This window comes from Parahoeflea halophila, from assembly GCF_900220985.1.
GTDB lineage: Bacteria > Pseudomonadota > Alphaproteobacteria > Rhizobiales > Rhizobiaceae > Hoeflea > Hoeflea halophila.
On the sequence record NZ_OCPC01000005.1, the window covers coordinates 226376 to 241243 of the forward strand.

Consider the following 14868-nt stretch of genomic DNA (forward strand, 5'->3'; position numbering starts at 1 on the left):
AGACAATGACGATTCTTGCCCCCGCGTGCAAGAAGATTTTGCACGCGGGGGCAAGAATGAATTATGTGCGTGACGATACGGTCTCGGATTGCTAGTGACTCCAGGATCATCGTGCAAAACGACAGGTGGAGAAATGAAAGACCAGCACGGAACAATCACGGCAGATGATGTCGCCGCGCTGGCCGGCGTCTCCCGTTGGACGGTGAACCGTGCCTTCAGGAAGGACGCCTCGATCTCCGCCAAGTCGCGCGAAAAGGTCATGAAAGCCGCGGAAGAGCTCTCTTATGTTCCCGATCTCCTGGCGACAAGCCTCGCCACCGATCGCACCAATCTGGTGGCTCTTCTCGTCGACGATTTCGCCAACCCGCACAAGCTGGTCATGATGGAACGCCTGACGCGCATATTGCGCAAAGGCGGCTACGACACCCTGCTGGTGAATACCAGCAATGAAGAGGACACCTCGGCAGCACTCCTCAATGCCAGCCAGAGGCGCGTCGATGCAGCTGTTCTGATCGGCATCAGTTTCAATGACCAGAGTCTTGAAACCGCTCTGGGGGCCAAGAGGGTGAAGAAGCTCATCGTGTTCGCCCGGATGTCGGAGAATGACAACACGATCTCGATCTGCTGCGACGACCGGGCGGCGATGGCCACCCTGACACAGCACGTGTTTTCAGCCGGTTATCGCAATCCATTGTTCATTGCAGGGCCGCAAACCCAATCCGCGCATCTTCAACGCAAGGAAACCTTCCTTTCGCTATGGCGGCACACTGCAGGCAGACGCCCGGAATTCGCGACCGTGGAGCGGTATGACCCGAAGATGGCCTATGACCTCGTGACCGAGCGCTTCCGCGACGTGCCAAAGTCTAAACTGCCGGATGTGCTGGTCTGCGAAAACGATGCACTGGCCATGGGAGCGATCGACGCGATCCGGTATGAGCATGGCTTGCGGGTGCCGGAAGACATTGCGGTCACCGGTTTCGACGACGTACCACAAGCCTCAAGCCCGCATTACAAACTGACCAGCTATCGCCAGCCTCTGACGGACATGGCAAATGCGCTGGTGGATATCCTTGAAGGCAAGATACGCAGCAAGAAACTGAACGCGTTTGTGGGGAACCTGGTCATCCGCGCGAGTGCCTAGCCGCGATATGTTGCACCCAACCTGAAGCCACCAAGTGTCAGTGAAGGCGCGGCGGTTCCACTTGAACACACCGCGGTCTCCGGTTCAGCTCGTAGAAGAGCGGCCGTTCTCCGCTCCGCTATTGCCGGTCCATGACGTTGACCGTCTGGCAGATGTCACCGAACAGGTTGTCACCGGCTTCGGTCTCGGTTCGCATAAGGACGCGGTCTCCGTGCTGCATGAATGCGGTTCTTGCCTCGCCGTGCTTGATGGTCTCGATGGCACGACGTTCGGCGATACAGCTTGATCCGGCGCTTTCGTAGTTGCTGTTCGAGACCGTCCCCGAACCAAGGATGGTTCCGGCGGGAAGGTTGCGCGAATAGGCGGCATGGGCGATCAGCTCATCAAATCCGAACTTCATCTCATCACCGTTGGTCCGGCCGAATTCCTCATCGTTGAGGCGCACTTGCAGCGGCAGACAGACGCGTGTGTTCTTCCATGCAGCGCCGAGTTCGTCAGGCGTCACCGCGAGCGGCGCGATGCCGCAGGCGGGCTTGCACTGCAGCCAGCCAAAGCCAGTCGCCATCTCGATAGGGCCGAGAGCGCGCAGGCTCCAGTCATTGATCAGCACAACGAGACGAATGTATCTGGCGGCATCCTCCGCCTTGGTACCCATCGGGACGGCATCGAGGATGACACCATATTCACCCTCGAAGTCGATGCCGTCGCTGGCCGACGGAAACATTGCTGTAGCACCTGGCGCCAGAAAACGGTCCGACAGGCCCTGATACATCAAGGGGCGATCGTTGAGGCCAACCTCCGGCTGCCCCCAGGCCTTCTGCAACAACAGCGCGTGGGTTTCGAATGCCGAACCATCGAGCCATTGCCATGCACGCGGCAGGGGAGCGAGAACATTGTCGGAAGACAGAGCTTGTGCACCGGCCGCTTCGCCCGCGTTCAGCATTTCATATTGTTCTTGCCAGACCGAAGCGTTGTCCGCCCAGGTTTCGAGCGCCTGTTGCAGGGTCACGGCGTTTTGTGCAGGCACCGCGAGTTCTCCGTCGCGCGAAGCGATATGAAGGCGTCCGTCCGGTGTGCCATTGGCAAGTGTGACGAATTTCATTGCTTTGGTCCTTCTCTGATCCGTGGTCCTGTCTTGCTCAGAACCAGGAGCTCGATGTTGATCTGTCGTGATGTGCCGAGGAATGTCAGACTGCGATCCCGTCGGTTGAGCCGTTGACGAAAACCCTTGTCGTGGTCGGGACGGCATTTGCGATCGTGGCAATCGCCATGCAGGCATCGCGACAGACAGCGACGAGCGCCTGGATCTTCTCGTCCGGCTCGTCGCTCTCAATGAGCACGTGGCAACTATAGGCATCACAGCGGCCGACGCCCTGCCCCCCGTTTTGCGGATCAGGCTGCAAGGTCGCGTATTCGGCACGGATCTCGACCTTGATGCTGGAGATCTGCATCGGCGCCTTATGCAGATAGCCCTTGATGTGGGTCAGAAGGCAGAAGGCGACGCCCATGATCAGGTAGCCAAGCGGCGAAGGCGCCTCGTCGCCGCCGCCCATGCCGGTGCCTTCGTCGCAGCGTACTTCCCAGCTGCTGTAATCGGGCCGCGGGCTGAGGATCACGCCGCGCTTGCTCTGTCCCTCGCCCGGTTCGGCGATGACGTGATAGGGGAAACAAACCGGATCACCCGGCTTGATCCTGGCCCGCTCATAGGGCTCGAAAGACTGCAGTTCCGGTGGGTTTTCAGCTCGGGTGACAATTGACAAACTGGTGGCTCCTCAAACTACGATCTGGCTTTGACAGCTGAGACCAGACGAAATCAGTCTCGGAACATAGCCACCGGCCTGCACCAGCCCGCGCTGGCATCCTTGACCTTGACCGGGAAGCAGACCACCTCGAAGCCGGTGGCGGGCAGCGTCTCCAGCGCGGCCATCTTTTCCATGTGGCAATAGCCGCGCACCATGCCAGCCCGGTGGCCTTCCCAGATCAGCGAGGCATCGCCGGTTTCCGCGACTTTCCGGGCGGTATGGATAAAGGGAGCGTCCCAGCTCCAGGCATCGGTTCCTGTCACCCGCACACCGCGTTCGGTGAGGTAGAGTGTCGCTTCACGTCCCATGCCACAGCCGGTGCCAACATAGGCTGGCGTGCCATAGGCCTCTGCGGCCGCCGTGTTGACCAGCACGATATCGCCTTCGCGCAAGGTGTGGCCAATACGCGCCAACTCGTCTTCCACATCCTTGGCGGTGGCAACATAGCCATCGCCAAAATGCCGGAAGTCGAGCTTGACGCCCTGCCCCCAGCACCACTCCAGCGGCACCTCGTCGATGGTGATGGCGCGCTTGCCGCCATCCATCGTCGAATGGAAATGGTAGGGTGCGTCGAGATGGGTGCCGTTGTGCGTGCTCAGCGCAACCGTTTCCACTGCCCAGCCCTCACCACCGGGCAGCTGGTCGCGGGTCACTCCCGGAAAAAAGCCAAGCACCTGCTCTGCCGAATCGTCGTGACCCGTATAGGCAATTTTCGGACCAAGGCCCGGCGGATCGGCGTACTCTGTGTTTTCCAGCGGCCGGGATAGATCGACAAGTCTCATGATTTTCTCCGTTTGGAAGGGGTCAACGCCCCAGAAGTCCGGTGGCGATAACCGGAAATGCGATGACAAGACCGAGACAGATCACCATCATCAGGGCGAAGGGAGCGGCTCCGACAAAGATGTCCTTCAGGCTGATATCCGGGTCATTGAGGGTGGATTTGATCACGTAGACCGAGATGCCGAACGGCGGCGTCAGAAGGCCGATTTCAACAGCGATGACCGTGATGACACCGAACCAGACCAGATCGACCTGCAGATCGGTCATTACCGGCAACATCAACGGCACTAGGATCAGCATGATCGAGCTGCTGTCGAGGATCATGCCGAACAGGACGACGACCACAACATAAAGCAGGATGATGGACAGCATGCCCATGTCTGCGCCTGCAACCATGGAGCCGAATTCGGCCGGAACACCGGAAAAGGACAACATCCGGGAATACATCTGTGCGGCGATGATCAGGAACGATATGGCGGCCGTGATCAGGCCGGTCTCGACCAGCACCCGCCACAAAGCTGCCAGCGACAGGCGGCGCTTGGCGACGCCGATGATCAATGCGCCGGCCACACCCACCGCACCAGCCTCGACCGGGGTGAAGAAGCCCATGTAAAGTCCGCCCAGCACGAGGCCGATCAGCAGAGCGATCGGCAGGCCCTTGGAGGCGGCCTCGGAAATGGGCATCGTGTCGCCGCCGGAGCTCAATGATCGACCGATGAAACCGGGTGTCAGATAGGCCATCAGAATGGTGCCGACGGCAAACAGCAGCGCCAGAAGCAGCCCCGGAACGACGCCGGCCAGAAACAGGTCGCCAATCGACTGCTCGGCCAGCAAGCCATAAAGGATCATCAAAAGGCTTGGCGGAATCAGCATGCCCAGAACGGAACTGCCTGCCACCACGCCCACCGAATAGCGCGGGGAATAACCATGGCGGCGCAATTCCGGCACGGCAAGCTTGGTAAAAACCGCGGCTGACGCGATCGAGATTCCGGTGATCGCGGCAAAGATGGCATTGGCGGCAATGGTGCCGACCCCGAGCCCCCCCTTGATGCGCTTGAAGGTGGCATTGGCGACATCGAAGGCATCGCGTCCCATACCGCTTTCGGAGACCAGGAACCCCATCAACACGAAGACCGGGACCACGCCGAAGAAATAGCTGGAGATCGCGTCATTGGCCGCAAGCCCCAGCATCTTGGCTGCCAGTAGCGGAGTACCCTTGATCGCCCAGACACCAACGAAAGAGCACAGAATCAGGGCGATGGGCACATACAACCCGCCGAGCACAAGCGTGCCCATGGCAAGCAGGCTCACCATGCCGATGGCAAAGTCAGTCACTCGGGAGCCCCCTTGCTCAGTCGCAAAGCGATCCGGGCGATAAACTGCAAGGCCAGCAGCACTGCGCCGATGAGAATCATCAGCTTGGCCGGCCATGTCGGCATGGTGAAATTGCCGACCGCACCGACGAATTCAGAACGTGTGATGGATTTCATCAGGATCGGCCAGTGGGCATAAATGATTGTTGCGATGACCAGAAAACCGAGGACCTCGAAGGCGGCCTCGAGCAGATTGGCCGACCGGGGCGAGCGCGCCCGCAGCGTCGTAATGACCGCATCAGACTGGGTCAGGCGTCCGGCCTTGAGCGCCTGCGGCACCTGCAGAAAGACGATCGCCACGATCGACAGCGACACCATTTCCGGCACGCCTGGCAGCGGCGTGCCGAACAGGTTGCGCCCCAGCACATCGGTACAGATCATGATGACCAGGCCGACGATCAGCATGGTGCCTGCGATGTTCGCCCCCTGCGTGGCAAGATTGAGCACACGCAGGGGGTATGGGGTGGCTGGCATCTATTCCTTGTCCCAGTCGCGAAGCGGCTCGGCGCCGCCGGCGCGCATGCGGTCCATGTACTCGGTCAGCACGCCGGAGCCATCCTTGCCGGCCGCGTCCAGGCCCTCGGCCCAGGTCTTGGCGGCATTGTCCATTCCGGTGGCCCATTGCTCGCGCAACGCGTCGCTGGCGTCGGTAATTGTCGCACCGGCTTCGGCCATCTTGCTGAAGGCTATGCCGACAAAGGCTTCAAGGTCGCCGATATACCATTCGGCGGCCGCTTCGGAGCCGGCCATGAACGCCATCTGCACATCTTCGGGCAGGCCATCCCACCAGTCCTTGTTGGCACAGAGCGAGCCGGCATATTGGGCACCGAGTCCAGCCTTGGTGATGTAGGGTGCAACCTCGTAGAGCTTGCCGGGGAAAGCGGCCGAGGCGAACACGATGACGCCGTCATAGACCCCGGTCTGCAACTCGTTGTAATAGGTCGTCAGATTGCCCTGGACGCCAACAGCGCCAGTGCCTGACAGCCAGTTGATGGCGGCCCCGGGTGCTGCAATCTTGCGGCCCTCCAGATCAGCCATCGAGTTGACCGGGAAATTTGTCATCAACGTGTAGTCGTCGATCGATGTCGGCGCGCCGAGATACACAACATTGTTGTCGGTGTAGGCCTGCTGCATGCGCGGGTCCTCGACATGAAGGTCATGCATGGTGTCGGCGACAAGGCGGGCGTCAGCGCTGACGAAAGGCGTGTAGTAGGTCACGTTCTGAACCGCCATCTTGCCGGGATCGAACAGGCTGGAACAGACGCCGATTTCGGCCAAGCCCGCCTCGACCGTTTCGAGCTCTTCGCCAACACCGGCAATTGCGCCGCCATATTGTTCAGAAAACGAAATCGTGTGGCCCAGTTCGCTCATCTTCTCGGTCACCGCCGGAATAAACGCTTCCGGTAACATCTTGACCCAGCGGAAGACCGGCGGATGGCCTGCCACCAGGGTGACATTGTAATTTTCGGCAAGAACGGATGTCGACGACATGAGAACGAGCGCAGCCGCGCCCAATCCGGCAATTTTCATAAAACCCTCCCATAGAGGTCACGCGCGGCCGGGCTCCTCCCCGTCTGCCGTGACTTTCGACAGAGCTTAGCGCGATTTTTCCCAAGTAAGGAAATTGATATTGACGGTACCGGTCAGTAATGCTGTTGATACCTCATGCACCTCGAAAAACTCGATCTGAACCTGCTTGTTGTGATCGACGCGCTGTTGCGGACAAGCAGCGTGACGGTTGCCGCGACTGAGCTCAACCTTACCCAGTCGGCGGTGAGCAGTGCGCTCAAGCGTGCGCGTGCGCACTTCGAAGACGAGATCCTGTTCTACGACGGCCAGAAAATGAGCCCGACACCGTTCGGGCAGTCGATCGCAGGCATTGTTCCCGAAATGGTGATCCGGCTCCGGGCCCTGTCGCGGATGCGGGCAACAACGGATCTGGTTTCCCTCAATCGCCAGTTCACCGTGATTGCCTCGGACTACGTGGCTGCCGTCTTTCTTTCATCGGTGGTGCAGCGGCTTTCCAAGGCTGCCCCGGGCGTTTCACTGGCGGTGGTGCCGTTCAGCGAAGATTCGATGGACCGGTTCAACCGCGGCAAGATCGATTTCATGATCGGGCCATCGTTCTGGTCGGTGCCGGATCAAAATCGCGCCGCGCTTTTCGAGGACGGATTCAAATGCGTCCTGTGCAAGACCAACCCATTGTGCGAGACGGGCCTGACACTCGATGCATTCCTTAATTCTCCACATGTGCTGACCAATTTCTTTGTCGGGCATGGCAAGAGCCATTTCGAGAACTGGCTGGAAGAACAGAATTTCTTAATCAAGGTCGCGGCGTCGCTGCCAAGTTTCGTGGTGCTTCCGCATTACATCTCCGGAACAGCGAACATTTCCACCATCCACAAGCGGCTTCTGAGCCACGTCGTCCATCTGGAGGACCTGGTAAGTTTCGAGCCACCATGCGACATCCCTCCGCTGACGGAGCACCTGAGCTGGAAAAACCATCAGGAGTTTGATGTCGAAGCGAAGCTGATGCGCGAATTCATGCTGGAAATCGCCAAGAACATGTAATTTTCCGGGCTTGCACTCCGCCCTCTTTCCCAGAGCGCTTTCATCCAGGAAGTCGGCAAAGATCGAGGCTGCTAACAGCTACAGGCGAGCGGCGCAACCTGCTACGTGACGACGTCGGCGGCCCCCCGGACGCGCGGTTTTGTTCATTACAGTCCTCCGATTTCCGCGCCCCTTCAAAGGCACGCCGCTCATGTCCAGAAGCTGAAGCAGCCCACTTGCAGAAAACATATGACTTGTCACGCATTTCCATTCGGTGTCTACTCGCCGACTGAGAGAGATCGCAATGAAACAAGCATCAGAGCGTCAGGCGGAGCGGATAAAGCAGCGACGTGAGCGCCAGGAACAGAACCTGTTTTCGCGCCTCCCGGCAGCCTATGCGGCGTCGCGGCTGCAGGCGCAGCGCCTGCTGCAACGGGCCGGCGGACTTTCGGTCCTGGAATGGCGGGTATTGTGGGATCTTTGTGAAGCCGGCCCGATGACAATCCGGGACCTGGCGGAGATACAGCGGACCGATCATTCGCAGTTGAGCCGGGCCCTGCCCGCCATGCAAAGGAAGCAGTTTGTCACAATGACCCGGGACAGTTCCGACGGCCGGCAGATCGTGGTCGAAATCACTGATACGGGGCGGCGTGCCTATGAAACAACAGCGCCGACAATGAAACTTCGGCGCGACGCGCTCAGGGCGGAATTCTCGCCTGAGGAAATCGCAACCTTCATCAGCCTGCTGGACCGGCTCGAGGATTTCCTGCGCCGTCCGATCGACACATTTCTGGAAAGAGAACCTCCCGAATGACCAATGCGCCGAATGTTTTGTGGATCATGGCCGACCAGTTGCGGTTCGACTACCTGAGTTGCTACGGCCACCCGCATCTCGACACCCCGCATATCGACGCTCTGGCAGGGCGCGGGGTGCGGTTCAACAAGGCCTATGTACAGTCTCCCGTCTGCGGCCCGTCGCGCATGTCGGCTTACACCGGCCGCTACGTTCGCAGCCATGGCTCCACTTGGAACGGCATGCCGCTGCGCGTGGGGGAACCGACCCTTGGCGACCATCTGCGCGAAGCCGGCGCCCGGGCGGTGCTGGTGGGCAAGACCCACATGATCGCCGACCGCGAGGGCATGGCCTGGCTTGGCATTGATCCGGCCAGCGAGATCGGCGTGCGCGTGTCTGAATGTGGCTTCGAACCTTTCGAGCGCGACGACGGGCTGCACCCCGACAGTCCTCGCCAGCACTGGTCGGCCTATGACGATTATCTCGTCAGTCTCGGATACAAATCCGACAATCCCTGGGAGGATTTCGCCAATTCCGGTCTCGACCCGGACGGCGAACTGATGTCGGCCTGGCTTTTGAAGAATTCGCGCCTGCCAGCCAATGTGCCCGAAGAACACTCGGAAACAGCTTACATGACCAACCGGGCCATGGATTTCATGGCCGAAGCTTCGCAGGGCGACAAACCGTGGTTGTGTCACCTGAGCTATATCAAGCCGCACTGGCCCTATATCGTGCCTGCGCCCTACCACGACATGTTCGGCCCCGAGCATATTGTCGAACCGATCCGGTCGCAGGCCGAGCGGGACACCGACCACCCGTTGCTCAACGCCTATCAGCAATCACGGGTCTGCCGCAGTTTTTCTCGCGACCATGTGCGCGAGCACGTGATTCCGGCCTATATGGGACTGATCAAGCAGCTCGACGACAATCTGGGGCGATTGTTTGCCTGGATGGACGAGAAAGGGCTGAGCGAGAACACGATCATCGCGTTCACCTCCGACCATGGTGACTACATGGGCGACCACTGGATGGGCGACAAGGATTTCTATCACGAGGTCGCTGTAAAGGTGCCCTTGATCATCGCCGATCCCCGGCCCGAAGCGGACAAGACCCGCGGCTCCACAAGTGACGCGCTCGTCGAGATGATCGACCTTGCGCCCACCTTCATGGCGGCGATGGGCTGCGCGCCGAAACCCCACGTGATCGAGGGCCGCGACCTGACGCCGCTGCTGCACGGCACTGACGGCTTCTTTCGGCGCTACGCCATCAGCGAACATGACTATTCCAGTTTCGAAATGGCGAGCGCCCTTGAGGTGGCGCAGGAGGACGCGCGGACCGTCATGATCTTCGACGGGCGCTGGAAGTACATCCGCTGCGAAGGCTTCCGCCCTGTCCTGTTTGACCTTGAGACCGACCCCGGCGAATTTATAGATCTGGGTGCTTCCGAAGCAGCGGAGCACATACGAATCCGGGCCGAGATGGAACAGGCGCTGCTCGCATGGGCAATGCAACACCACTCCCGGATCACCGCGACGCCGGAAGTGTTAGCCAAACAGAAGTTAGCCGCAGAAATCGGCATTCTGATCGGCTTCTGGGACGAGATCGAATACGAGCAAACCACCGGCAAACCGTTCAGCAGTCTTGTGCCGGTCGGGGCACCGGCATCCAAATCAAACGCGGGATAGGGATGATCCGCCGGAACGGCTTGTTCAAGGACCGTCCGGTCCTCTCTGGCGAATGCACCGCAGCAGGCCATTCAGGCGTTGTGACCCGGCCCCGATTGCTGCCGTGTGCCGTCGTGTGAAAGTGCGATCGAGCTGTAGACAAGATCGCTCGCAATAAATATGACTATTTCTGTCATGTATTTTTGTTACCCCCTATCGCCGCTTCGGCTGACAGGGGTGCAGCACCGATCCGAGTAGCCTCATGCGTAACAGCGAAAGTCAAGCAACAGCGTCCCAAGGGTCCAACACCGTCTGCCTCGCTGAGCCGAAACCTTCTGGAGAGGTGCATCTGCCGGCCGGGGCCATTCCTTCGGGCAGCCTGTTTCAAAACCGCCGCGAGGTCACAATTTCCCACCAGGGCTCGCTTTACCGGTTGCGCATTACCCGGCAAGGCAAACTCATCCTGCACAAATGAGCCCGGCTTCGCACCAGCCAGGCAATCCGGAACCAGCATCGTCGCCGACCCGGACCCCGTGCAGCATGGTGAAATCTGTTCGCGCTGGCAAATGTTCCAGACCGGCACGAGTTGTCTTTGGCCAAAATCGCTGTAGCATTCCGGGCCAATCCACTCGAAGCGAGAGTTGCCCCTTTGACGATTGCCAAACCGCCGTTCGATGACGGCTTTCTGCTCAGATCGGACCCTTCCGACCCCCGTCTGTCTGCCAAGGTTGTCGGTATTGATCACCTTGGCGTGGAAGTTACCACGCGGGTGGTCACCGAAAAGCCACTGACGCTCTATCTCAACCGGCAGGAAATCGTCACCATGATGACGATCGGGGATCATCCGGGCTTGATGGCGGTCGGCTACCTGCTCAACCAGAACATGCTGCATGCCGACGACGAGATCACGGCAATCGACTATGACGAGGATCTCGAAGTGGTGGTGGTCCGGACCGAACGCGAGACCAACTACGAGACCAAGCTGCAGAAGAAGGTGCGCACTTCGGGCTGCGCCCAGGGCACGGTGTTTGGCGATGTGATGGACAATTTTTCCGACATCGCGCTTTCGCCGGATGCGCGGTTGAAGACCTCCTGGCTCTACAGCCTGACCCACAAGATCAACACCGCGCCGAGCCTTTACCTGGAAGCCGGTGCGATTCATGGCTGCGTGCTGTGCCAGGGCGATGCGCCACTGGTCTATATGGAGGACGTCGGACGGCACAATGCGGTCGACAAGATCGCCGGCTGGATGTTCCTGAACAAGGTCAAGCCGGACGACAAGATCTTCTACACCACCGGGCGGCTGACCTCGGAAATGGTAATCAAGACCGTGATGATGGGCATTCCCATACTGGTCTCGCGATCCGGCTTCACCGCCTGGGGCGTGGAGCTGGCGCGGGAAGCGGGATTGACGCTGATCGGGCGGGCCCGCGGCAAGCGCTTCGTGGCTCTGTCCGGGCTCGACCGCATCGAGTTTGACGGTGACCCGACCGAGGCAGGCGGAGAATCACCACGGCATCGCCGCAAGAGCGCGTCTGAGGACAATTCATGAGCGGCCCGATCGCAGGGCTGGTGCTGGCTGGCGGCCTGTCGCGGCGGATGGGGGGCGGCGAGAAAGGCCTGCAGATGCTCGCCGGACGGTCTATGATCTCCCGGGTGATCGACCGGATCGCGCCGCAGGTGGATCATCTGGCCATCAACGCAAATTCCGATCCCGCCCCCTATCTCGCTTTCGACCTGCCGGTTCTTCCCGATACGATCAAGGGCCATGTCGGCCCGCTTGCGGGTGTTCTCACCGGTCTCGAATGGGCGGCGGCGCTGCCTGGTGTTACCCAAGTGGTCACGGCCGCGACCGATACGCCGTTCCTGCCTCTGGATCTGGTCGCGCGTTTCACGGCCCTGTCAGGACCTGAGCGCATTGTCATCGCCCGCTCGAATGGAAACCGGCACCCGGTTTTCGGGCTTTGGCCGGTGGCTTTGCGCCAGGATCTCGCCGAATGGCTCGCCACCAGCGACACCATGAAGGTTCTGGCCTGGGTTCACCGGCATGATTACGCGTTTTGCGATTTTGAAGCCGCGAGCGATGGTGTGCCTGACCCGTTTTTCAACGCCAACACGCCCGGGGAACTGGCCGATGCGGAGACTTACGTCAACGGAGCGTCTGCATGACCTTACGTGTCTTCGGTATTACCGGGTGGAAGAATTCCGGCAAGACCACGCTGACCTGCAAGCTGGTGGAGGAATTCACCCGGCGCGGCTTTCGGGTCTCCACGCTCAAACACGCGCATCATGCGTTTGATGTCGACCACGAAGGCACCGACAGTTACCGCCATCGCCAGGCAGGCGCCGGTGAAGTGGCCATCGTCTCAGGACGACGCTGGGCCGTCATGCATGAACTCAAGGACAGGCCGGAACCATCGATGCAGGAAATGCTTGCGCAGCTGTCGCCCTGTGACCTGGTTCTGATCGAAGGTTTCAAGCGTGCAAACCATCCGAAGATCGAGCTGCGACGGGAGGCAGCGCTTGACCGGACACCGGTTCCCGACGAAGGCGGCAGCATTCGCGCAATCGCCGCCGATCATGCCGTCGATGATGCAAAGGTCCCGGTCTTCTCGCTCGAAGACATCGCTGCCATCGCTGATATGATCGCGCTGGAAACCGGACTGGGAGAGCCTGCTGCATGACCTCGCGCAAACTGCTCAATGATTGCTTCCTCACAGACCACGACCGGCTCAGCCATGCGGAATGCCTGGAGATCCTGACCGGGCGGCTGTCAGCGGTGGCGGGCGTGGAAGTGCTGCCGCTGGCCGAGATCTCCGGGCGCTGGCTTGCCTCTGATATCATCGCGCCGCGCAACGTGCCGCTGCATGACAATTCCGCCGTCGACGGCTACGCCTTTGCGGCCCCGGCCACCGGGCCGATGCCGGTGGCCGTCCGCATCGCCGCAGGGGATTTGAGCAGCTACCGCATTGAACCGGGCCAGGCAGCACGGATTTTCACCGGTGCCCCGATGCCCGAAGGCGCTGACACGGTGGCGATGCAGGAAGATTGCACGGTCGAGGGCGACGAGGTTTCCGTTCCACTGGATCTCCAGCGCGGCGCCAATGCCCGTCTGGCCGGCGAGGACGTGGCCGCCAATACGCCGGTGCTCGACGCCAGCGCACGGCTCAGGCCGCAAGACATGGCGGCGCTGGCCTCGTTCGGCCTTCCGGAAATCGCGGTGCGCAAACGCTTACGTGTCGCGATCCTGTCGAATGGCGACGAATTGCTCGAACCGGGCACAGCGATCGCCCAGGGCCAGGTCTATGATTCAAACCGCCCGATGCTGCATGCGTTGCTGGGCACCCTGCCCTGCGAGATCACCGACCTCGGCATCCTTCCCGACAACGCGGAGCTGATTGAGTCCACACTGTCAGAAGTTTCCGCAAGCCATGACGTGATCCTGACCAGTGGTGGCGCGTCCCGCGGCGACGAGGATCACATCATCAATGCCATCGACGCGCTGGGAACGCGTCACCTCTGGCAGATCGCGGTCAAACCCGGCAGACCGATGAGCTTCGGCCAGATTGGCGACTGCATCTTTCTCGGCCTGCCTGGCAACCCGGTCGCTGCCTTTGTCTGCTTTCTGCTCTATGTGCGCCCGGCGCTCACCGTGCTCGGCGGCGGCCGATACCAGGAGCCGGTCCGGTTCCCGGTGGCTGCCGGTTTCGAGGTGCCGCGCAAGAAGCCCGGCCGACGCGAATTCTGGCGCGGATGGTTGGAGCCCGGTCCGGACGGCCGACCCATCGCGCACAAATTTGCCCGTGACGGGTCCGGGCTGATTTCCGGTTTGCGGCAGGCAACGGGCCTGATCGAAATCACCGAGGACGTGACATCGGTGGAGAAAGGCGAACTGGTATCGTTCCTGCCCTTCACCGGCTTCGGGATCGACAGCTGATCACCTGTTCGCGTTGGCGAAGAACAGCTGCTTGCCGTCGAGTTTGAAATCATCGATCAGCTCTTGCCCCTGCGGGGAGGTGAGCCAGTCGATGAAGTGCTGGCCGAGATCGGCTTTCACGCTCGGGCACTTCTCGGGATTGACCAGAATGATGCCATACTGGTTGAACAGCACCGGATCGCCCTCCACAGTGATCCTGTAATCGCCCTTGTTGCCGAAGCTGATCCATGTGGCACGGTCCGAGATCGTGTAGGCGCCCATGCCGACGCTGGCATTGAGTGTCGCGCCCATGCCGGATCCGGTGGCACGGTACCAGCCGCCGGAGGCGGACTTGGTGTCGACGCCCGCCTCGTCCCAAAGTCTGAGTTCAGCCTTGTTGGTGCCGGAATCATCACCGCGCGATGCAAACAATGCCTTCTTCTCGGCAATGGTCCTCAACGCTGCGACGGCATCACTGCCGCCGTCAATTCCGGCAGGGTCAGCAGCCGGGCCGACGATGACGAAATCATTGTACATCAGGTTCGAGCGCGCCACGCCGAAGCCGCCGTCGACGAATTTCTCTTCCGCCGCCCTGGCGTGGACCAGGAGAACATCCGCATCACAGTTCTGGGCGTTCTTGATCGCCTGCCCGGTGCCCACGGCGACCACGTTCACCGTCACACCGGTCTCGGACTTGTAGATAGGCAGAATGTAGTCATAAAAGCCGGAATTCTGTGTCGATGTGGTCGACTGGACCAGGATCGAAGGGGCTTCTGCCGACGCGGCAGCTGCAAGGCTGGAGAGTAGTGCAGCTCCGAGAACGGCAGGTTTCATTGTCATGTCTGTCTT

Annotated in this window: 16 protein-coding genes; 9 read left to right on the top strand and 7 right to left on the bottom strand. The window is 60.4% G+C overall.

Going from position 1 to position 14868, the window contains the following annotated elements:
- The first annotated feature begins 133 nt into the window (after positions 1-133).
- Positions 134-1141, top strand: coding sequence for a LacI family DNA-binding transcriptional regulator (locus CRO46_RS16450; RefSeq protein WP_097108890.1), 1008 nt, complete (start codon positions 134-136; stop codon positions 1139-1141).
- Between the two features lie 118 nt (positions 1142-1259).
- Here CRO46_RS16450 and CRO46_RS16455 read toward each other — a convergent pair whose 3' ends face one another.
- The 6 genes from CRO46_RS16455 to CRO46_RS16480 all read right to left on the bottom strand — a co-directional run bounded on the left by CRO46_RS16455 (position 1260) and on the right by CRO46_RS16480 (position 6626).
- A complete protein-coding gene (locus CRO46_RS16455) occupies positions 1260-2243 on the bottom strand; it encodes a fumarylacetoacetate hydrolase family protein (protein ID WP_097108891.1) in 984 nt (327 codons plus the stop codon).
- Between the two features lie 85 nt (positions 2244-2328).
- Positions 2329-2901 (bottom strand): OsmC family protein, encoded by a 573-nt coding sequence (locus CRO46_RS16460; RefSeq protein ID WP_097108892.1) that lies wholly within the window; start codon positions 2899-2901, stop codon positions 2329-2331.
- Positions 2902-2954: 53 nt separating this feature from the next.
- The gene (locus CRO46_RS16465) at positions 2955-3725 is read right to left on the bottom strand and encodes a cyclase family protein (RefSeq protein ID WP_097108893.1); all 771 of its coding nucleotides are present in this window, start codon (positions 3723-3725) and stop codon (positions 2955-2957) included.
- A gap of 22 nt (positions 3726-3747) precedes the next feature.
- Positions 3748-5058, bottom strand: coding sequence for a TRAP transporter large permease (locus CRO46_RS16470; RefSeq protein ID WP_097108894.1), 1311 nt, complete (start codon positions 5056-5058; stop codon positions 3748-3750).
- The gene (locus tag CRO46_RS16475; protein WP_097108895.1) at positions 5055-5570 is read right to left on the bottom strand and encodes a TRAP transporter small permease subunit; all 516 of its coding nucleotides are present in this window, start codon (positions 5568-5570) and stop codon (positions 5055-5057) included. Before CRO46_RS16475 ends, CRO46_RS16470 begins: the two co-directional genes overlap by 4 nt.
- Positions 5571-6626, bottom strand: a complete 1056-nt coding sequence (locus tag CRO46_RS16480; RefSeq protein ID WP_097108896.1) for a C4-dicarboxylate TRAP transporter substrate-binding protein — start codon at positions 6624-6626, stop codon at positions 5571-5573. It abuts the gene before it with no gap.
- A gap of 135 nt (positions 6627-6761) precedes the next feature.
- Between CRO46_RS16480 and CRO46_RS16485 the strand changes: the two genes are divergently transcribed.
- The 8 genes from CRO46_RS16485 (at position 6762) to CRO46_RS16520 (ending at position 14040) form a co-directional block, all read left to right on the top strand.
- A complete protein-coding gene (locus CRO46_RS16485; protein WP_097108897.1) occupies positions 6762-7667 on the top strand; it encodes a LysR family transcriptional regulator in 906 nt (301 codons plus the stop codon).
- A gap of 283 nt (positions 7668-7950) precedes the next feature.
- Complete coding sequence (locus tag CRO46_RS16490) at positions 7951-8460, top strand: MarR family winged helix-turn-helix transcriptional regulator (protein WP_097108898.1); 510 nt, start codon at positions 7951-7953, stop codon at positions 8458-8460.
- The gene (locus CRO46_RS16495; protein WP_097108899.1) at positions 8457-10124 is read left to right on the top strand and encodes a sulfatase-like hydrolase/transferase; all 1668 of its coding nucleotides are present in this window, start codon (positions 8457-8459) and stop codon (positions 10122-10124) included. Before CRO46_RS16490 ends, CRO46_RS16495 begins: the two co-directional genes overlap by 4 nt.
- A gap of 241 nt (positions 10125-10365) precedes the next feature.
- Positions 10366-10578, top strand: a complete 213-nt coding sequence (gene hemP, locus CRO46_RS16500; protein WP_097108900.1) for a hemin uptake protein HemP — start codon at positions 10366-10368, stop codon at positions 10576-10578.
- Positions 10579-10752: 174 nt separating this feature from the next.
- Positions 10753-11655, top strand: coding sequence for a formate dehydrogenase accessory sulfurtransferase FdhD (gene fdhD / locus CRO46_RS16505; protein ID WP_244577933.1), 903 nt, complete (start codon positions 10753-10755; stop codon positions 11653-11655).
- Positions 11652-12272, top strand: coding sequence for a molybdenum cofactor guanylyltransferase MobA (mobA, locus tag CRO46_RS16510; protein ID WP_097108901.1), 621 nt, complete (start codon positions 11652-11654; stop codon positions 12270-12272). Before fdhD ends, mobA begins: the two co-directional genes overlap by 4 nt.
- Entirely contained in the window at positions 12269-12787 is a 519-nt protein-coding gene (gene mobB / locus CRO46_RS16515; protein WP_097108902.1) for a molybdopterin-guanine dinucleotide biosynthesis protein B, read from the top strand. Before mobA ends, mobB begins: the two co-directional genes overlap by 4 nt.
- The gene (locus tag CRO46_RS16520; RefSeq protein ID WP_097108903.1) at positions 12784-14040 is read left to right on the top strand and encodes a molybdopterin molybdotransferase MoeA; all 1257 of its coding nucleotides are present in this window, start codon (positions 12784-12786) and stop codon (positions 14038-14040) included. The genes mobB and CRO46_RS16520 overlap by 4 nt, the downstream gene beginning before the upstream one ends.
- Here CRO46_RS16520 and CRO46_RS16525 read toward each other — a convergent pair whose 3' ends face one another.
- Positions 14041-14853 carry an ABC transporter substrate-binding protein gene (locus CRO46_RS16525; RefSeq protein ID WP_097109045.1) on the bottom strand — a complete coding sequence of 271 codons (813 nt, stop codon included), beginning with the start codon at positions 14851-14853 and terminating at the stop codon, positions 14041-14043.
- Between the last annotated feature and the right edge of the window lie 15 nt (positions 14854-14868).

What these genes read in the sequence shown, in the direction of transcription:
- CRO46_RS16525 (WP_097109045.1), bottom strand. Translation starts at nt 14,853, where the DNA reads ATGAAACCTGCCGTTCTCGGAGCTGCACTACTCTCCAGCCTTGCAGCT.
- CRO46_RS16465 (WP_097108893.1), bottom strand. Translation starts at nt 3,725, where the DNA reads ATGAGACTTGTCGATCTATCCCGGCCGCTGGAAAACACAGAGTACGCC.
- CRO46_RS16520 (WP_097108903.1), top strand. Translation starts at nt 12,784, where the DNA reads ATGACCTCGCGCAAACTGCTCAATGATTGCTTCCTCACAGACCACGAC.
- CRO46_RS16490 (WP_097108898.1), top strand. Translation starts at nt 7,951, where the DNA reads ATGAAACAAGCATCAGAGCGTCAGGCGGAGCGGATAAAGCAGCGACGT.
- CRO46_RS16485 (WP_097108897.1), top strand. Translation starts at nt 6,762, where the DNA reads ATGCACCTCGAAAAACTCGATCTGAACCTGCTTGTTGTGATCGACGCG.
- CRO46_RS16495 (WP_097108899.1), top strand. Translation starts at nt 8,457, where the DNA reads ATGACCAATGCGCCGAATGTTTTGTGGATCATGGCCGACCAGTTGCGG.
- CRO46_RS16480 (WP_097108896.1), bottom strand. Translation starts at nt 6,626, where the DNA reads ATGAAAATTGCCGGATTGGGCGCGGCTGCGCTCGTTCTCATGTCGTCG.
- mobB (WP_097108902.1), top strand. Translation starts at nt 12,269, where the DNA reads ATGACCTTACGTGTCTTCGGTATTACCGGGTGGAAGAATTCCGGCAAG.
- CRO46_RS16475 (WP_097108895.1), bottom strand. Translation starts at nt 5,570, where the DNA reads ATGCCAGCCACCCCATACCCCCTGCGTGTGCTCAATCTTGCCACGCAG.
- hemP (WP_097108900.1), top strand. Translation starts at nt 10,366, where the DNA reads ATGCGTAACAGCGAAAGTCAAGCAACAGCGTCCCAAGGGTCCAACACC.
- CRO46_RS16450 (WP_097108890.1), top strand. Translation starts at nt 134, where the DNA reads ATGAAAGACCAGCACGGAACAATCACGGCAGATGATGTCGCCGCGCTG.
- mobA (WP_097108901.1), top strand. Translation starts at nt 11,652, where the DNA reads ATGAGCGGCCCGATCGCAGGGCTGGTGCTGGCTGGCGGCCTGTCGCGG.
- CRO46_RS16455 (WP_097108891.1), bottom strand. Translation starts at nt 2,243, where the DNA reads ATGAAATTCGTCACACTTGCCAATGGCACACCGGACGGACGCCTTCAT.